The organism is Alistipes sp. Marseille-P5061 (assembly GCF_900290115.1).
GTDB lineage: Bacteria > Bacteroidota > Bacteroidia > Bacteroidales > Rikenellaceae > Alistipes > Alistipes excrementigallinarum.
Map to the genome: position 1 here is coordinate 88,774 of NZ_LT985748.1, position 16,313 is coordinate 105,086.

The window sequence follows — 16,313 nt, forward strand, 5'->3', positions numbered from 1 at the left end:
GAAAGCATCGGCAGTCTGATTATCGGGAACCGTCCCGACGAGGCTGCCTGCCGGTTGCGGGAGCTGACGCGGAGCCTTTGCGGAAATTCGCGCTTCGACTCCTCCGTCGCACTCATGGAGGCGCGGCTCGCCCTCCGTTCCGGCGCGAAGGAGCGTGCCGGGAGCCTTCTGAAGAGAGCCCTGGCTGCGGGCGGCGGCGCCGCGACCGACTGGCTCGGCGTCGGCGAGATACGGCTTGCTCTGGGAGATACGGAGGGGGCGGCCGCGGCCCTCGACTCCGTGGCCGCGTACCGGAGCAACCTGCTCGGAAGTCCGGCCTGCCTCAGGCTCCGCTCCGAGGTGCTCTCCCGTCAGGGCCGGGATTTGGCGGCGCTCGAGGTCTTCAAGCAATACCGCTCCATCAAGGACTCGCTCGAGATGCGGGCGCGCTGGAGCAACGCCAAGTACATCAACGAACGGCATCAGCACGAACTCGCACTCGAAAAGTACCGGGGAACCCTGATGTTTGTCTTCGCTGGCATCGTCCTGCTGGTGGTCGTGATTGTCGGCATCGCGATTGTGCTGAAGAGGACCAAGGACGAGCAAATCCTGCTGAACCGGACCGAGGAGAGAGCACGGTTGAAAATCAAGGAGATACGTGCCGAGATTGCCATCCTCAAGGCGGTGTCGGGGCGGAATCCCGGCGAGTCGCCCGAGTTGCGGAGTCTCATCGTCGTGCGGCTCCGGCTTCTCGAGGAGTGCATGGCCAGCGTCCTCTCCTCGAAGGAGGACGGGGGCAGCCGCATCGACGAAATCCTCGACTCAATCAAGGAGGACCGGGAGTCGCTGAGGCTGACCTTCTGCATCATCCGGCCCCGGTTCATCGAGCGCCTCGAGGAGCGGGGGCTCACGCGCGAACAAATCAACATCTGCTGTCTCTACGCCATCGGCATGAGCGGCAAGGAGATTATCGCCTACACCTCCAAGAAGCGCACCTACAACCTCAGCAGCGAGATTCGCGCAAAGCTCGGGCTCAACATGCACGATACCAACCTCGGGAAGTACCTCCGGGAGCTGCTCTGCCTCTGCTGCGCCGTTGTGCTGTTTGCCGTCGCCGGCTGTTCCGGCCCCGCTCCGGCACGCATGGAGGGCGTCTCGACCGAATTTCGGCGCTCATGCGCTCCGATGCCGATAGCGCATTTTGCCTGCTGCGTGCGATTCCCCGGGACAGCCTCTGCACGCGGGAGCTCCGGGCCCGTTTTGCGGTGCTGATGTCGATGGCCTACGACCGGAACTACATTGACGTGCCCAACGACTCGCTGATTCGCACGGCTGTCGATTACTACCGGCACCACGGAACCCCCGACGACAAGGTCCGCACGCTTTATTATCTGGGAAATACCTATCTGTGCGCCTACGATTACGAGTCGGCCATCCGAACCTTCCTCCAGGCGGAGAAGTATGCCGACCGGGTGACCGATTTGCCGATTCTGGCCCTGCTCTACAACACCTCGGCCTATATCTATGTCAAAATCAAGGACCCCAAGGCCGTGGACTACTATCGCAAGTCGGCCGACGTGTTCTATCAGGCGCGCGATACGAACCGGGCAATCCGCTCGCTGCTCTACCGGACCATCGTCTGTCAGGAAATCGGCGCCGACAGCATCGGGGAGGTGACCTGGCAGGAGATTGAATGGAACAGGAGGTATGCCGACAAGGAGTTCCTGCATCAATACTACGGCATCAAGATTGACCGCGGCATCGAGCGGAACGACCGCGAGGCTGTGGCCTCGGCCCTCGACGAGTACCTGACCCGCTATGCCGACGCCCGGAAGATAGAGTGGGGCAATGTCGGCGATGCGCAGATGTTCCTGGGCCGGTTTGCCGAGGCGCTCTCCTCCTGGCACCGGTTTAGCGAGCAGTTTTCGGCCAGGCGGCTGGACTGCGAGTATACCTTTTACTATCTCAAGACGGCCGCTTTGTACGATTCGCTTGGCTGCTACGACAAGGCCCTTGCCGAGTATCGGAAGTATGACCGGCTGACCGATTCGCTGACGCGCAACGACCTGGCCAGCGACACGAAGTACCTCGAGGAGCGGAACATGCATGAACTGGCGTTGAAAAAGACCCGCAACCGGACCATGCTCTTCTCCATGCTCGGGGTCGCCCTCGTCATTCTGGCCTCCGCAATGATTTACGCCTATCGGGTCCGCCGGAGAATCAATCGGCGTCTGAGGACGGAAATCGAGCGGGACAAGGCGGAGCTGGAGAGCATGCAGGAGCAGCTCGACCGGCTCAGACAGCTGTCGGCCGAGGAGAACCGCCAGAAGATGGAAATCATCTGTGAACGGCTCGAGACGCTCAACAGCTTTATCGCCAAGAGTTTCGTGCTCGGCAAGAGTGCCGGACGGGAAATCGTGAGCGAGATGGAGAATCTTGCCAAGGACCGTGACGCCTTTGTCGAATCCCTCTACGAAACCTTTACGCTGACCCATCCCGAATTCCTCGCCTTCCTCAGCCGGAAGGGGCTGTCGCGCGAGGAGACGTTCATCTGCTGCCTCTATGCAATCGGCCTCCAGGGCAAGGACATCATGGCCTACCTCGGACGCCGGCGCCACTATCTTGACAGCAGCGGAATCAGGGCCAAACTCGGACTGACGGAGCATGACGTCAACCTCGGCAGATACCTTCGGAGCCGCTGTTAAACTTGCTGGGGTAACGTGCACGATATTTTTTTAACGGGCGTTGATTTACAACGTGTTGCATCTTGAAATGTTAAACTTTTCATTTTGAGGTAAAACCTTCCGCGGGTAATTTTGTATTCGTAAGAGTCAACTATTATCAAACTTAACCCCCAATGACCTTATGAAAAAATGACTCTCTTTCCCCATGCTTCTCGGACTGATTTTATCCGTGGGAAGTTGCAGCAGCAGTGATGACGATGTCCTCGACCAGAGACCGGTTCTGACCCTTGCACAGAGCGAAGTGCAGGTTTCCGCCGAAGGCGGCAGCTGTACGGTCGTGTACAAACTGGAGAATCCCGTCGAAGGAGCCTCCCTAACGGTCAGCCCCGAAACTCAGGAGTGGGTCTCGGACTTCACGGTGGACGAAGCCGCGTCAACCATTGCCTTCAAGGTGGCGGCCAATACGGCCAACGAGGAGCGAAGCGTCAAGGTCTCCGTCTCGTATCCCCGTCTCTCCGAGGAGCTCTCGTTCACCATCGTGCAGGCCGGAGTGGAGCCCGACCCCTTTGAAATCACAATCAAAGATGTGACGACCTCTTCGCTCACCGTAGATGTCACGCCGCGGGACAAGGAGATGACCTATGTCGTCTTCTGGAATACCCAGGAGTATATCGACAAGCTGTCGCTCGATACGGACGAGGCGCTTCATGAGGACGACCTGAAATACATCGAGTCGACGGGCTACTCCATCGCCGACTTCTGCAGCACGGGCGACCTGAAGGACAAGGTCCTGTCGGTCTATCCCGATACCGAGTATGTCGTCTATGCCTATGGAAGCGACGTGGAGAGCGGCGACATGCTCACCGACATCGTTTATGCATATACCACAACCCCGGCTGTCGACAAGGTCGACGCCCGCTTCAAGATTGAAGCCGAAATCTACTCCACGATTGCCGACGTGACCGTCACCCCCGAAAACTACGACGGCTACTACTTCTTCGAGGCTTACGAAACCGCATCCATCGACCCGAGCCTCTCGCTGTTTGAAATCTGCTCGAACAGCTTCAACAATCTGGTCATGTCGTACGAAATGTTCGGCTACGCGAAGGAGGACATTCTTGCCTCCTGCAACAAGGGCCAGGGCTTCCGCCGGATTGAACTTCAGGCCGAAACGAAGTATACGGTCGTGGCATACGCCGTCTCCGAGGATTTGCTCGTATGCTCCGACCCCTCGGTGCTCGAAATCGAGACGAGCGCTGCCGTGACCTCGAAGAACATCCTCGAAATCACCATCTCCAACCTCAAGGCGCGCAGTGCCGACGTCAAGATTACCACGACCAACGAAGACCCCTATGTCTACGTCCTGCTTGATGCGGAGGATTTGGACGAGGCCGGCGAGTCGAACCAGGAGGTGCTCGATTACATTACCTCCAACTACTATCTGGGTTACTATTCCATCGGAGACGAGGAGTACTCCCTCTCGAAGCTCAGCCCCAACAGCAAATATGCGGTATGTGCATTCGGTTACCTCTCGGGAACGGTGACGACCGACCTCTTCCGTGCCGACTTCACCACCCCCGAAGCAACCGTCGGCAGCGTCTCCATCGAGATTCCCTGCGACGAATACTACGATATCGGAGCCATCTATGAAATCGACCCGTCGGCAGTTTCGGGCTGGGACAGCTTCTACGACGTATACCTCCCCCTGCAGCCGATTCTGACTCCCGAAGGCGCCACGGCGGACCTCTATTATGCCGTCTACGACTATGAGTCCTATTTCGATACGACGTCCGATGCGGATTTGCAGGCCGAGGTTTATTATAACGCATGCTACCAGGAGCCGCGCAATCCGGAGGGTTCCCTCTACACGCTCTACTACGACGATACGGTGATTGCTCTCGGATTCGCCATCGACGAAGAGGGCAACTGGGGTCCTCTCTTCAAGAGCAAGCCCTTCACGATTACCACCAGCGGCGTATCCGATGCACAGCAGTTCATCGACAAGTATGTGAATCTGTACAATCCCCAGTCGGCTCCGGCCACGCGGGCACCGCTGCTCACCAAGGCCAGCCGCGGCGAACGTTCCGACCTCGGCATGACTCCGGGGGTTACCCGGCGCGCAACGCCTGCGGCCCCGAAGCAGGTGACCTACCAGGGTGGCGAGCTGAAGGTTTTCCGCCCCAAATGCGAGGGGATGCCCGATTTCACGGGAACGGTGCCTGAATTCTCGCGTCGCTCACTTCGGGATTAAGGGGTAGAATACGAGTCAACAAGTGATTGCGAGAAAGAGAGCGACCCGACCGTCTTCGGACGGGGGTCGCTCTCCCTTTTCATGCGGCAGGCCGGGCCTCGCGGCCGAGCCCCCCCGCCCGGCGGACGGCGGCAGCCTTTGCTATTGTTGGATGAAGTTGCGGAGGCGGTTGGCCGGGTTGAGCGGCCTCTGGTCCGTCAGTTCGAGCGACCGGACCATGTGGAGCGTCCCCTGCTTGTACTTCTGAAAATGCGCCGAGGCGATGTGCTTCTCATAGGCTGCGCGGCTCGCGTAGGTTTCGAGGATGGTGATTCGGCACGGGTTTTCCCGTTCGGAGACGGCATACATCGTCAGCACGCCCGGCTCGGTGCGCAGCGAGACTTCGCCCACTTCGGCGGCGAAGCGCATATATTCGTCGAGATACTCCGGCCGGACCTCAATCTTCGAGAGGCGCACGATGCCGTCCCCGGCCATCGGCTCCTTGGCGCACATCGACGGTTCGCTGTCGAGCCGCAGACAGCGTCCGAGCACCTCGCCCGTGGAGAGGTAGGAGTAGGTCGGGAACTCGAACAGCACGGGCTTCAGCCGCGTGTAGTCGAGCCGTCCGCGTTCGTCCAACACCTCCGGCGAGGCGTAGGTCGCCGCAATCGAGCAGATGAAGTTGTCGAAGCCCTCCGTCTCGTAAATATCCACGACGTCGCACGCCATCGTCAGCGGCGAGCGGTCAATCACCGGCGCGCCGTTTGCGCCCCGATGCCAGGCGAAGGCCTGCGACTTGTCCTCGCGGGCACCGCTTACGCTTCCCACATAGTCGGCTTCGGGGAGCATCTCATGGCTGACGAGGTTGACCGAGAGCTTGCGCGAGGCGCGGATTCCCCGGTTGGTGTAGTGGCTCTGGCTCATGCTGACCAGAATCCGGTCGAGGCCGATAACCCCGACATGTGCCACGACGAGCCAGTTGACGCGGCCGTCGACCTCGGCCCCGACGACCGTCAGCGGCATGGGGTAGAGTGCCAGGGTGTTTCCTATGAGTTTCTTTTCCATGGTGGTTGTATTTGATGAATTCGACGGTTGAGCCTGCGCCTTGCCGTCGCCCGAGAGCATCAGGCCCAGCAGCAGGCACGCGAAAGTGAAGATGCGCTTTGTCATGGTTGGACTGTTCCAGAGTTTTACATCGCAAAGGTAGCGGTTCGCCCGCCTGTGCAGGTACCGTAACCCCGGAAGTTCATACCCGTTTTACCGAATCGTCCGCCGACCGATTGGGAGATATGCCCGGGAATTGTTAATTTTGTTGAGACAACTCCTCAAGCCTTTTCCCCGATGAGCAAAATCCTGAAGGTTCGAAGCGTCAATGACTACGGCAGCTACCTCGGATGTCCGGCACGGCATCCGCTGGTCTGTGTCATCGATTATGCCGAGGTGTCGCCCATCCGCCACAGTCTGAACAACTACGGCGTCTACGCACTTTTCCTGCGCGATGACGTCGGCGTGGAGCTCGATTACGGCTGCGGCCGCTACGACTACAACAAGGGAACGCTGCTCTGCGTGGCCCCGGGGCAGGTGGGCGGCAAGGAGGACAACGGCGAGCGGGTATCGATTACGGGGTGGGCGCTTCTGTTCCATCCCGACCTGCTGCGCGGCACGCCGCTCGAAAAACGAATCCGCGACTACTCCTTTTTCGACTATCGCGTCAACGAGGCGCTGCACATGAGCGACCGGGAGCACGACATCCTGGTTTCGCTGATGCGCCGCATGCGCGAAGAGCTCGACAACGAGCGCGACGCACAGCAGGATGCCATTCTGGTCGGCTACATCGGATTGGTGCTCAACTTCTGCCAGCGCTTCTACAACCGCCAGTTCCAGAGCCGCGAGGCGGAAAACTCCGACATTCTGGTCCGCTTCAACCGGCTGCTCGCCGACTATTACGAGCAGCAGCTCCAGCTGAAGCTCGGACTGCCCACCGTGCAGTACTGCGCCGACCGGCTCTGCTTGTCGCCCAACTACTTCGGCGACGTCGTCAAGAGAACGACGGGCGACACGGCCAGCAACCACATCCGCCGGTTCGTGATTCGGCTTGCCAAGAACGGACTTTCGGCCGGCGAGAGCGTCGCGCAGGTAGCCGACCGCCTCGGGTTCGAGTATCCGCAGCACTTCAGCCGCATGTTCCGGCGACAGGAGGGCATTACTCCGTCGGAGTACAGCCGCAAGCGGCGCTCCTGACAAACAGCTGTTCGGCATTCCGCCCCAGAATCCGGTCGGCATACCCGGCCAGCTCCCCGTCGGCGGCGAGTGTCTGTTTCAATCGTTCCAGATTGGCCTGCAACACGGCATCGGGCAGATAGGGATAGTCCGAACCGTAGAGGATATGGTCGGGCGTGGTGATGGTGAGCAGCGCATGCAGGACCTCTGCCGTGGGATTCCCCGCCAGGTCGAAATAGAGGCGCGACAGGTTTGCTTTCCAATCAATCGGCTGCATGCAGCCCTGCGACACCATCGCCGGGAGGATGGATTTCATTCTCGGCAATGCCAGCGGAAGGAACGAACCGCAATGGGGCACGACCACCTTCATATTCGGGTAACGGACCAGCACGTTCCGCGCCAGCATGTTCACCACGGTCCGGGTCGATTCGGCCGGATATTCGTACATGGCCAGCGGTGTGGTGGCGATAATCTCCTTGGGACAGGGCGTCGGGCGGTGCGGATGGAGGATGACGACGGCATGTCGCTCGTTGAGCACCTCCATCAGCGGATCCAGCGCCTCGTCACCCACATACTGCCCGCGGCTGTTGGTCGCCAGTTTCACCCCGTCGGCCCCCAGCGTATCGAGCGCATAAACGGCTTCGCGGATGGCAGCCTCCACGTCGGGCAGCGGCAGCGCGGCACAAAACCGGAACCGGCCGGGGTATCGCTGTTTCAGTTCGGCCGAGGCCTCATTCACACGGCGGATGCAGCGGGCCGACTCATCCGTATCGCCATAGTAGGGCTGCGGGGCCGGCATCGTCAGCACGGCCGTTCGGATACCCGCACGATCCATGAAGTCGATGTGCCGTGCGGCATCCCACGCAGGCAGCGGGAAACTCTCTTCGAGCTCCGCGCCGTGCGCCTTCAGCACCTCGAGATACTCCGGAAGGATGATGTGGGTATGGAGATCGACCGTCTGCCCGTAAAGGGGCGCCGTCCCGAGAGGCATGCCCGCAAGCAGCAAAGTGAACAGTTGCTTTCTCATGTCGCGTGCTTTTTAATGCTCCTCCCGGCCTGCTCCGAGCTCCTCCAGCCAAGCCGGAATACGGGTCGCCATGCTGCCCAACGAGCCGGAGGTGAGTAGCAGCGACTCTTCGAACAAGGCTTCGGGAACCAGCGCGGCAGCATCCCGTTCGGAGGTTCCGATGCCGCTGCTCCCGCTGCTGGCAAAGAGAGCGATCCGCTTTCCGGCCAGCAACGCGGCATGATCATGCAGGAATGCCTGCATCGGCGAGGCCATGTGCCCGAACCAGATCGGATAGCCGACAAAGATGATGTCGTAATTGTCAAAACTTTCGACCGAGGTGGTGATTGCCGGGAAATCGCCTTGAGCAATGGCCTCCAGCTCCGTCTGTGCGCGGTCGAGCATTGCGTTGTAGTCCGTATCGTAGGGCACAGCCGGCTCCACCTCCGCCATCTCGCAATCCAATGTGGACTGAATGGTCCGGGCCATCCGCTCCGTATTGCCCGTGCGCGAGCAGTAGAGGACAAGGTAACGCCCGTCGGCTCCGTTCACGTTGCCGCCTTCCTCGTCGTTCCCGTCGTCCTCGGGTCGGGTCTGTTCCGGCTCGTTCGATGAAGGATGGGGTTCGCCGCAGGCCGTTGTCACGGCAAGTGTCGTCAGCAGCATCCAGGGGATCAAAAACAACTTTTTCATACGCTTCTCTTTTAAAGGTTTGACGCTTTTCCAAGGTCCGGATTGGGAATCGACTATCTGTACGACTCCCGGTAGATGCGCACAATCTCCTCGTCTCTCATCTGCACCCGGTCGCTGGTGAACATGATGCCCATCACCTCGCGCGTATTGCGCATCAAGGTCTCGAATTCGTCGGGCGTGATGCCGTAGTCGGACATCTTCAGGTCGGCCACGCCGCAGGCCTCCTGCAGCCGGGTGAGAGCCGTGAGGAAATCTTCGGGCCGGGTGGCTTCGGGCATTCCCATGGCCTGCGCCATGCGAACGAAGCGCTCGTCGCAGGCGTGGCGTTCGATGAAGTATTTGTAGTAGGCCCGGCTAATCATAATCAGCCCTGCACCGTGAGGCAGTGCCGGATGATAGGCCGAAAGGGCATGCTCCAACGCGTGTTCGCTCGTAATCAGCGTGAGGCACATCACCACACCCGCAACGTGTTTCCGAAAGCCACGTGGGTGCGAGCCTCCATGTCCTTGCCATCTTTCACGGCACGGGGCAGGTACGTCGCCAGATTCTCGATGGCCGTCAGGGCATACATGTCGCTCATCAGGTTCGCACCCCGGGCAATGTAGCCTTCGGTGCTGTGGAACAGGGCATCGAAGCCCTGGTAGGCCGTGAAGGCGGGCGGCACGCTGGCCATCAGTTCCGGATCGACGATTGAGAGGACGGGAAAGAGTGAAGCATCGCCCACGAACGCCTTCTCGAAGGTATCCTCCCTGGTGATGACGCCCGAGTTGTCCGTCTCCGAACCCGTTCCGGCCGTGGTCGTGATGGCGATGATGGGCAACGGCCGGACGGCAATCGGTTTGCCTTTGCCCGAACCGATGGGTACATAGTCCCAAAGCTCCCCGTCGTTGGTCGGCCATCACGGCAATGGCCTTGGTGCAGTCCATCACGCTGCCGCCGCCCAGCGCCACGAGGAAATCGCAGCCGTGCTCACGGGCCGCCTTCGCCCCGGCGTCGACGTTGCTGACGGTCGGATTCGGCATCACCCCGTCGAAGAGGACCGTCTCCACGCCGGCCTTGTGCAGCTGCTCCTCCGTACGCGAGAGGTAGCCGTTGGCACGGGTCGATTTTCCGTTGGAGATCACGATCAGGGCGCGGCGTCCCGGCATCGGCTGTTCATTCAGTTTGTCCAGCATCCCGGCCCCGAACATCACCCGGGTCGGAACATACATGTCGTACATAAGATTGGTTTCCATCTTTTAGAATTGTTTTATGTAAGTGTATTCTTTATTTACCCATCGTCTCCCGAACCCGGGCCAGCAGGTTCGGGATATCGAGATGCTGCGGACACTTGGCCAGGCATTCGCCACACGCGACACACGAGGAGGCCGGGTCGCCGCGCTGAACGGGCGACATCGACACGGTATAGTCGGCCAGCGCCCGCTGCAGGTTGCTGTGCAACAGGTAGTTGTTGTACACATAGGCGAAGATGTAGCCGATGGCCACGTTATGCGGACAGGGAATACACTGGTAACAACCCGTGCAGTCGATATGGCCCGGTGCATGGCGGTAGGCCTGGATGGCAGCTCCCAACGCCTCACGCTCGGCCGGCGAGAACATATTCGGCCGGGCCTTGGCAGCATACCTCAGATTCTCCTCCACATCCGCCATGGAACCCATGCCGCTGACCGCCACGCTCACCTCGGGAATATCCCACAGATAGTCCAGCGCCCACTCTGCATAGGGCTTGCGGATCCCCGTCGAGGCCAGTGCATCGTGCATCGCCTGCGGCAGACGGGCCAGGAACCCCGTGCGGACGGGCTTCATCACCGCCAGCCCCATCCCGTTGGCGGCGGCATACTTCGGGCCGAGCACCCCTGCCTCGTATTCGTAATCCAGGTAGTTGTGCTGAATCAGGCAGAAATCCCAGGCCGGGGTGTATTCCACTACCTTCTTGAACAGCTGCAGGCTGTCGTGGAACGAGAAACCCATGAAGCGGATCTTGCCCTGGGCCTTCAGCCGCTCCATCTTTTCGATGAGCCTATAAGGCAGCACATAATCCTTCCACGCGCGGTGCATGATCATGTGGATGTGGTAGAAATCAATCACGTCCGTACCAATGGTACGGCGCGACTGGTCAAAGAACTTTTCGAAATCGTCCGCCGACCGCATCTCCCACCACGGCATCTTGGAGGTGACATACACCCGGTCGCGCCAGCCTCCGGCCAAAGCACGACCCACCGTCTGTTCGCTCTCTCCGCCCAGGTAGACACGCCCCGTGTCGATGTAGTTCACACCGCCTTCGATGGCACGGCGTACCATGGGCGTGGTCTGGTCGAAATCCACGTGACCGTTCTTCATCGGCAGCCGCAGCATGCCGAAACCCAGCGCCGATACCTTCACGCCGGTTCGCCCCATCGGGCGGTACTGCATCTGCGGATTGTAATTGAGAATCTCTCTCGACAACCGCTCCCGTACGGCTTGTTTTTCAACCTCCTGCGCCAGGGCTTTCGGACCGATTATCGCACTGGCAGCTGCGGCAAAAAGTCCACTTTTAAGAAAATCGCGTCTATCCATGTCGTTTCCCGTTTATCTGTTCCGACCCCCGGTCAGACAGAATTGTGGCCGTTGTGTCTGCTGCAAAGGTAATCTGGCGGGGAGTCACCCGACGTAACGATTTCATGGAAGAATGTACAGTTTTTACGGATTATGAATCCCTATAAACTGAGCGGCGGGGATCTGCAATAGAACCCTCGCCGCCGCATCTTCGTTTTTTCAACTCAACAACCGGTTTATGCCGTCAGCACCTGGCCGATGCGGCGCATCTCGCGACTGATGTTCGCCTCGGAGATCTTCGCGTAGCGCCGTGTCATGTTCGTATTTGTATGGCCCAGAATCTTGGCGATGATGTCGATCGGCATTCCGTATTCAATCGCCAAGGTGGCAAACGTATGGCGCGCCAGGTGCGTGGTCAGATGCTTGTGAATCTGGCAAATATCCGCTATCTCCTTCAGGTAGGCGTTCATCTTCGTATTCGACGGGACAGGCAGCAGTTTGCCCCGCGCCCGACAGTTGGCGTCGTCGCGGTACTTCTCCAGCAGGGCCGCCGCCTGCGGAAGCACCGGAACGCGGCTCATCACCGCGGTCTTCTCCCGCGGTTTATGGATCCACAGCTGTCCCTCCTCGTCCGTCGTGAAGTGTTCCCGCCGCAGGTGGTCGACATCCGTGAAGGCCAGTCCCGTCAGCGCGCAGAAGCAGAAGACATCCCGGATGCGGTCAAGACGCTCGTTGGGCATCGGCCGCTTCAGCAGCAAATCCAGTTCCGCCTTCGTCAGCGGGACTTTGACATTCGTCTTGTCGATCTTCATCTTGTAGTAACGGAAGGGATTCTTCTCGATCCACTCGTTGCGGACCGCATAGAGTAGAAAGTTTTTCAAACAGCACAGCAGATTGACCGCCCCGTTGTTGTGGCAGTTGTAGGCCGTCTGCATGTAGGTATTCAGCCCATCAACGTAGGCATAGTCGACCGTCTCCAGCGGAAGATCCTCTTTGTGGTAGGTATCCCGGATATATTCGGTCATGTAGCGCAGCAGGCGGTGGTACTTGTTGGCCGTGAGCTGCGTGATGCGGGTGCCGACCTCCTGCTGGCGTTTCTCGCAGTATTTGCCGAACTCCGTCAGCACCATTCGGCTCGAAGAGGCGGAGCCGAGCAGCTGTTTGACGGCAAAGCAGGTCGGCGTCTTGTTCTCCTGGATCAGGCGGTCATAGGCGGCAAGGATCGAGGCCCGGTAACTGGCGATGATGCGGTTGATCTGCAGGTCGACCTCGTCCTTGTAGAGCGAGCGTTCGAGGCGCTGGTTCCAGCGTTCCGGCTCGATCTGGCATTGTGTATAAATTTCGGTCGACTGGCCGGTCGTGGTGATGCGGGCATAGATCGGGGCCTTGCCCTTTTTCGTGACTTTGGTCTTCTTGCAGAAGAAGACAACGCTGAAGGTGGTTCGTGGCAATAGGACGGCTTGGTTTTTGAGTAAATTAAACGTCTTCAGCATCGGAATGTTGCAGAGGAAAATGATGCAAATCAGTGAAATAGAGCTAAATCGTGACCTGTTTTCGGTCCGAGCGAAAAAGGTCACGATTAAGGCCTGAAATACTTGCTGCCTTTTGCTTCAACAGGAGTGGGGGAATAAAAGAAAAAACCTTGCATATCGCTGATATACAAGGTTTTCTAGGATTTGGTCAGTTCTCTGCTCGTCCTTTCGTCTGACCCGGAGAGCGGAAAACGGGACTCGCACTCGCGCTGCGCGCGAGCGGTTCCGCGAAACTTTGCAGACACCCCCGGCCCCTGGAAGGGGCGCTTTGAGGTCGCAGGTGCCGAGTCCATCGCCCCGGCATGCCCGGCATGCAAAACAAAAGGGAGAATCTTTGAAGATTCTCCCTTCTGCTTTGGAGCGGAAAACGGGACTCGGACCCGCGACCTCAACCTTGGCAAGGTTGCGCTCTACCAACTGAGCTATTTCCGCATCGGTAGCGACGTTTGTCGTTTGCGAGTGCAAAGGTAGGTAAAAAATGCGCACTTCCAAATTTTTGGCCCCATTTTTTTGAATTTTCCGCGTTTTTATTTTCCAAAACCGGAGGCGCTGCGCCGTATCCGGCTGAGCGTCAGTGGGGATGTGAAAATATCCGCTCGTCGGGCGTAGAATTTCCGCCGCGAACCCTTATCTTTGTCTTCATGAAACGGACGATTGAACTCTTTGCCGAGCTCGGGCGGCGCCTGCGCGGCTTCGGCGACGATGAGGCCTCGCGGCTGGTCATCGACTGCGCCTGTGCGGCCAACGGCTGGTTTACGCCCCGCGACATCCGGCGGGCCGTAGGGGCCATCGTGAGCCGGATGCTCGACCCCGGGCTGCTTGCGGGGTGGCTCTCTCGCTACGAGGGAATCCCGGTCTGCAAGCCCCGCCGCGTGCTGGTGGTCATGGCCGGCAACATCCCGCTGGTCGGCTTCTTCGACCTGCTCTGCGTCGTGGCGAGCGGCCACCGCTGTCTGGTCAAGCCGGCGGCCAAGGACCGCGTGCTGATGGAGTATGTCTGCGCGCTGCTGCGGGAGATTGAGCCCGGGATGGCTATCGAGGAGTACGACGGGCGAGGGGAGGTCGACGGCGTCATCGCCACCGGCAGCGACAATGCCAACCGCTACTTCCGCAGCCGCTTCGGCGGCATCCCGGCGCTGCTGCGCGGCAACCGCCACTCGGTGGCCGTCCTCTCGGGCCGCGAGCGCGACGAACAGCTCGCGGCGCTCGCCGACGACATCTGGGCCTATTCGGGCCTCGGCTGCCGCAACGTCTCGCTGCTCTTCGTCCCCGAGGGGTACAGGCCGCATCTGCGGGTGCCCGACGGGATGAATCCCAAATTCGCCAGCAACTACCGCCAGGCGCGGGCGCTGCTGGTGATGGAGCGTCACCCCTTCGTCGATGTCGGCGGAGCACTGCTGGTGCCCCGCCGCGACTTCCCGCGCATGCTCAGCGAGCTGGCCGTGGCCGAATACCGCTCGACGGGGGAGGTGGAGGCGTGGCTCGCCGCGCACGACGGCAAGTTGCAGTGCGTCGTCTCGCAGTGCGTCGACCATTCGCGGCGCGTTGACTTCGGTCAGGCGCAGTTGCCGACGCTCACGGACTATCCCGACGACCGCGATATTCTCCGCTTCCTGACGACGGAGCTCCGATAAATGGTATCTTTGAACGTTATAAATATTTTTTGTGCTATGTCGATGATTTTCCGATTCCGCATGCTGAGTGACGAGAACGACAACTTCGTGCGCGACTACGAGGTGCCCTACGACATGACGCTGCTCGATTTCCACCGCTTCCTGCTCGAGTCGCTCGAGTATGAGGAGTGCATGACTTCGTTCTTCACGGCCGACGAACGGTGGGAGAAGCTCGGTGAGTTCACGCTCATGGACATGGGCGAAGATTCGCCTGGGGCGCCGCGCCCGATGGAGTCCGTGACGCTCGGACAGATTATCCACAACCTGCGCGACAGGCTGATTTACCTCTTCGACATGTTCGGCGACCGTGCTTACTTCCTCGAGCTGACGGGTGCCTACGAGGCGCGTCCGGGCGAGTCCTATCCGCGCGAAATCTATGCGCGCGAGGAGGTGCCCGACCAGTACCGCGCCGGGGTGGTGCAGTCGGGCGAAGGGTCGATTTTCGACGAGGTGATGGACGATTTCCGCGACTTCGAGGGGGATGACAACTACGACGACGAATACTAAACGGCTCGTCGTAGTGGTGGGCCCTACGGGGTCGGGCAAGACCGACCTGGCCATCGCGCTGGCGCAGCACTACGGGGCTCCGATTGTGTCGACCGATTCGCGGCAGTTCTACCGCGGCATGCCGATTGGCACGGCACAGCCCACGGCCCAACAGCTGCGTGCGGCCGAGCACCACTTCATCGCCTCGCATGACATCACGCAGGAGTTGAGCTGCGGCGCCTATGAGGTTGAAGCTCTGGCGCTTCTCGACCGGCTGTTCGAGCAGCATCGGACGGTCATCGCCGTCGGCGGCTCGGGGCTCTACATCAAGGCGCTCTGCGAGGGAATGGACGAACTGCCGCAGGCCGACCCCGAACTGCGGGCGGCGCTCGCCGAGCAGCTGCGCGAAGAGGGAGTGGCGGCGCTCGCCGAGCGGCTGCGCACGCTCGACCCGCTCTACTACGAGCAGGTCGACCGCAGCAACCCCGCGAGGGTGGTGCGGGCGCTGGAGGTCTGCCTGCAGACGGGGCGCCCCTTCTCGGAGCTGCGCCTCGGGCGGCGCCGCGAGCGTCCGTTCGACATCGTGAAAATCGGCATCGAGGTGCCGCGCGAGGAGCTCTACGAGCGCATCAACCGCCGCGTCGACGCCATGATGGCCGAGGGGCTCGAGGCCGAGGCCCGTGCGCTCTATCCCTACCGCCATCTGAATGCCCTGCGGACGGTGGGCTACCGCGAGTTGTTCGACTTCTTCGAGGGGCGGTGCTCCCGCGACGAGGCCGTCGAGGCCATCAAGCGCAACACGCGCCGCTATGCCAAGCGGCAGATGACCTGGTTCCGCCGCGACGGGGAGATTCGCTGGTTCCGCCGCGACGACCTCGAGGCGATGTTCCGCCATGTGGATTTTGGCGAATCGTAAATTATTTCTTATTTTTGCAGCGCCTCCGCACCGGAGGCGGGAGCTCGGATGGTGGAATAGGTAGACACGCCGGACTTAAAATCCTGTGACCAGCAATGGTCGTGCGGGTTCGATTCCCGCTCCGAGTACGCAGGGGCTCCGCTCCGAATGGAACTATCCGACTGACCGTGTGGCGTTTTGCGCGGTCAGTCGGTTCTTTTTTGCCCGCCGCGCGGCCCGAATGGCCTGAATGTCGGCCCAAAGGGTCCCGGAAGGCGCATTTTGTTTTGAAATCCAAAATAATGCATTATCTTTGCATGCGAATTCCGAACGCCGGGCGCCCGCCCGGGTACAATCATCATTAAGAATTTTACACGTTA

The 16,313-nt window shown here is 60.1% G+C and carries 12 protein-coding genes, 2 tRNA genes and 1 pseudogene; 8 read left to right on the top strand and 7 right to left on the bottom strand.

Annotation, left to right across the window (positions count from 1 at the left end; translation table 11 throughout):
- Positions 1–114: 114 nt before the first annotated feature.
- The 3 genes from C8267_RS00360 to C8267_RS00370 all read left to right on the top strand — a co-directional run bounded on the left by C8267_RS00360 (position 115) and on the right by C8267_RS00370 (position 4,914).
- On the top strand, positions 115–1,251 hold the full coding sequence (locus C8267_RS00360; RefSeq protein ID WP_106633259.1) for a hypothetical protein: 1,137 nt from the start codon (positions 115–117) through the stop codon (positions 1,249–1,251).
- Positions 1,155–2,684 (top strand): tetratricopeptide repeat protein, encoded by a 1,530-nt coding sequence (locus C8267_RS00365; protein WP_158699644.1) that lies wholly within the window; start codon positions 1,155–1,157, stop codon positions 2,682–2,684. Before C8267_RS00360 ends, C8267_RS00365 begins: the two co-directional genes overlap by 97 nt.
- 184 nt (positions 2,685–2,868) lie before the next feature.
- Entirely contained in the window at positions 2,869–4,914 is a 2,046-nt protein-coding gene (locus C8267_RS00370) for a BACON domain-containing protein (RefSeq protein WP_158699645.1), read from the top strand.
- A 141-nt stretch (positions 4,915–5,055) separates the two neighbouring features.
- Here C8267_RS00370 and C8267_RS00375 read toward each other — a convergent pair whose 3' ends face one another.
- On the bottom strand, positions 5,056–6,063 hold the full coding sequence (locus C8267_RS00375; RefSeq protein ID WP_442778170.1) for a flavin reductase: 1,008 nt from the start codon (positions 6,061–6,063) through the stop codon (positions 5,056–5,058).
- Between the two features lie 171 nt (positions 6,064–6,234).
- Here C8267_RS00375 and C8267_RS00380 point away from each other — a divergent pair, with 171 nt between their 5' ends.
- Complete coding sequence (locus tag C8267_RS00380; RefSeq protein ID WP_087362325.1) at positions 6,235–7,134, top strand: helix-turn-helix domain-containing protein; 900 nt, start codon at positions 6,235–6,237, stop codon at positions 7,132–7,134.
- Here C8267_RS00380 and C8267_RS00385 read toward each other — a convergent pair.
- The 6 genes and pseudogenes from C8267_RS00385 to C8267_RS00410 all read right to left on the bottom strand — a co-directional run bounded on the left by C8267_RS00385 (position 7,097) and on the right by C8267_RS00410 (position 13,311).
- Positions 7,097–8,140, bottom strand: a complete 1,044-nt coding sequence (locus tag C8267_RS00385) for an amidohydrolase family protein (protein WP_234025636.1) — start codon at positions 8,138–8,140, stop codon at positions 7,097–7,099. The genes C8267_RS00380 and C8267_RS00385 overlap by 38 nt on opposite strands.
- Positions 8,141–8,152: 12 nt before the next feature.
- Positions 8,153–8,812 carry a flavodoxin gene (locus C8267_RS00390; RefSeq protein ID WP_087362323.1) on the bottom strand — a complete coding sequence of 220 codons (660 nt, stop codon included), beginning with the start codon at positions 8,810–8,812 and terminating at the stop codon, positions 8,153–8,155.
- Between the two features lie 53 nt (positions 8,813–8,865).
- A pseudogene (locus C8267_RS00395) lies at positions 8,866–10,047 on the bottom strand (iron-containing alcohol dehydrogenase).
- Between the two features lie 31 nt (positions 10,048–10,078).
- Positions 10,079–11,257, bottom strand: coding sequence for an aldo/keto reductase (locus tag C8267_RS00400; RefSeq protein WP_234025637.1), 1,179 nt, complete (start codon positions 11,255–11,257; stop codon positions 10,079–10,081).
- Between the two features lie 326 nt (positions 11,258–11,583).
- The gene (locus C8267_RS00405; protein WP_234025638.1) at positions 11,584–12,798 is read right to left on the bottom strand and encodes a site-specific integrase; all 1,215 of its coding nucleotides are present in this window, start codon (positions 12,796–12,798) and stop codon (positions 11,584–11,586) included.
- 437 nt (positions 12,799–13,235) lie between these two features.
- Positions 13,236–13,311 (bottom strand) — tRNA-Gly (locus C8267_RS00410).
- A gap of 209 nt (positions 13,312–13,520) precedes the next feature.
- On the opposite strand from C8267_RS00410, the gene C8267_RS00415 reads away from it, so the two are divergent.
- The 4 genes from C8267_RS00415 (at position 13,521) to C8267_RS00430 (ending at position 16,082) form a co-directional block, all read left to right on the top strand.
- The gene (locus C8267_RS00415; RefSeq protein ID WP_106633264.1) at positions 13,521–14,513 is read left to right on the top strand and encodes an acyl-CoA reductase; all 993 of its coding nucleotides are present in this window, start codon (positions 13,521–13,523) and stop codon (positions 14,511–14,513) included.
- Positions 14,514–14,549: 36 nt separating this feature from the next.
- Positions 14,550–15,059 carry an IS1096 element passenger TnpR family protein gene (locus C8267_RS00420; protein WP_106633265.1) on the top strand — a complete coding sequence of 170 codons (510 nt, stop codon included), beginning with the start codon at positions 14,550–14,552 and terminating at the stop codon, positions 15,057–15,059.
- A complete protein-coding gene (gene miaA / locus C8267_RS00425) occupies positions 15,034–15,954 on the top strand; it encodes a tRNA (adenosine(37)-N6)-dimethylallyltransferase MiaA (RefSeq protein WP_087360621.1) in 921 nt (306 codons plus the stop codon). The genes C8267_RS00420 and miaA overlap by 26 nt, the downstream gene beginning before the upstream one ends.
- A 42-nt stretch (positions 15,955–15,996) precedes the next feature.
- Positions 15,997–16,082: transfer RNA gene (locus C8267_RS00430), tRNA-Leu, on the top strand.
- Positions 16,083–16,313: the final 231 nt, after the last annotated feature.

Bases quoted from the DNA above. Each gene is read 5' to 3' on its own strand.
- C8267_RS00390 (WP_087362323.1), bottom strand. From the start codon at position 8,812: ATGAAAAAGTTGTTTTTGATCCCCTGGATGCTGCTGACGACACTTGCC.
- C8267_RS00420 (WP_106633265.1), top strand. From the start codon at position 14,550: ATGTCGATGATTTTCCGATTCCGCATGCTGAGTGACGAGAACGACAAC.
- C8267_RS00385 (WP_234025636.1), bottom strand. From the start codon at position 8,140: ATGAGAAAGCAACTGTTCACTTTGCTGCTTGCGGGCATGCCTCTCGGG.
- C8267_RS00360 (WP_106633259.1), top strand. From the start codon at position 115: ATGGAGGCGCGGCTCGCCCTCCGTTCCGGCGCGAAGGAGCGTGCCGGG.
- C8267_RS00365 (WP_158699644.1), top strand. From the start codon at position 1,155: ATGCGCTCCGATGCCGATAGCGCATTTTGCCTGCTGCGTGCGATTCCC.
- C8267_RS00415 (WP_106633264.1), top strand. From the start codon at position 13,521: ATGAAACGGACGATTGAACTCTTTGCCGAGCTCGGGCGGCGCCTGCGC.
- C8267_RS00380 (WP_087362325.1), top strand. From the start codon at position 6,235: ATGAGCAAAATCCTGAAGGTTCGAAGCGTCAATGACTACGGCAGCTAC.
- C8267_RS00370 (WP_158699645.1), top strand. From the start codon at position 2,869: ATGCTTCTCGGACTGATTTTATCCGTGGGAAGTTGCAGCAGCAGTGAT.
- C8267_RS00375 (WP_442778170.1), bottom strand. From the start codon at position 6,063: ATGACAAAGCGCATCTTCACTTTCGCGTGCCTGCTGCTGGGCCTGATG.
- miaA (WP_087360621.1), top strand. From the start codon at position 15,034: ATGACAACTACGACGACGAATACTAAACGGCTCGTCGTAGTGGTGGGC.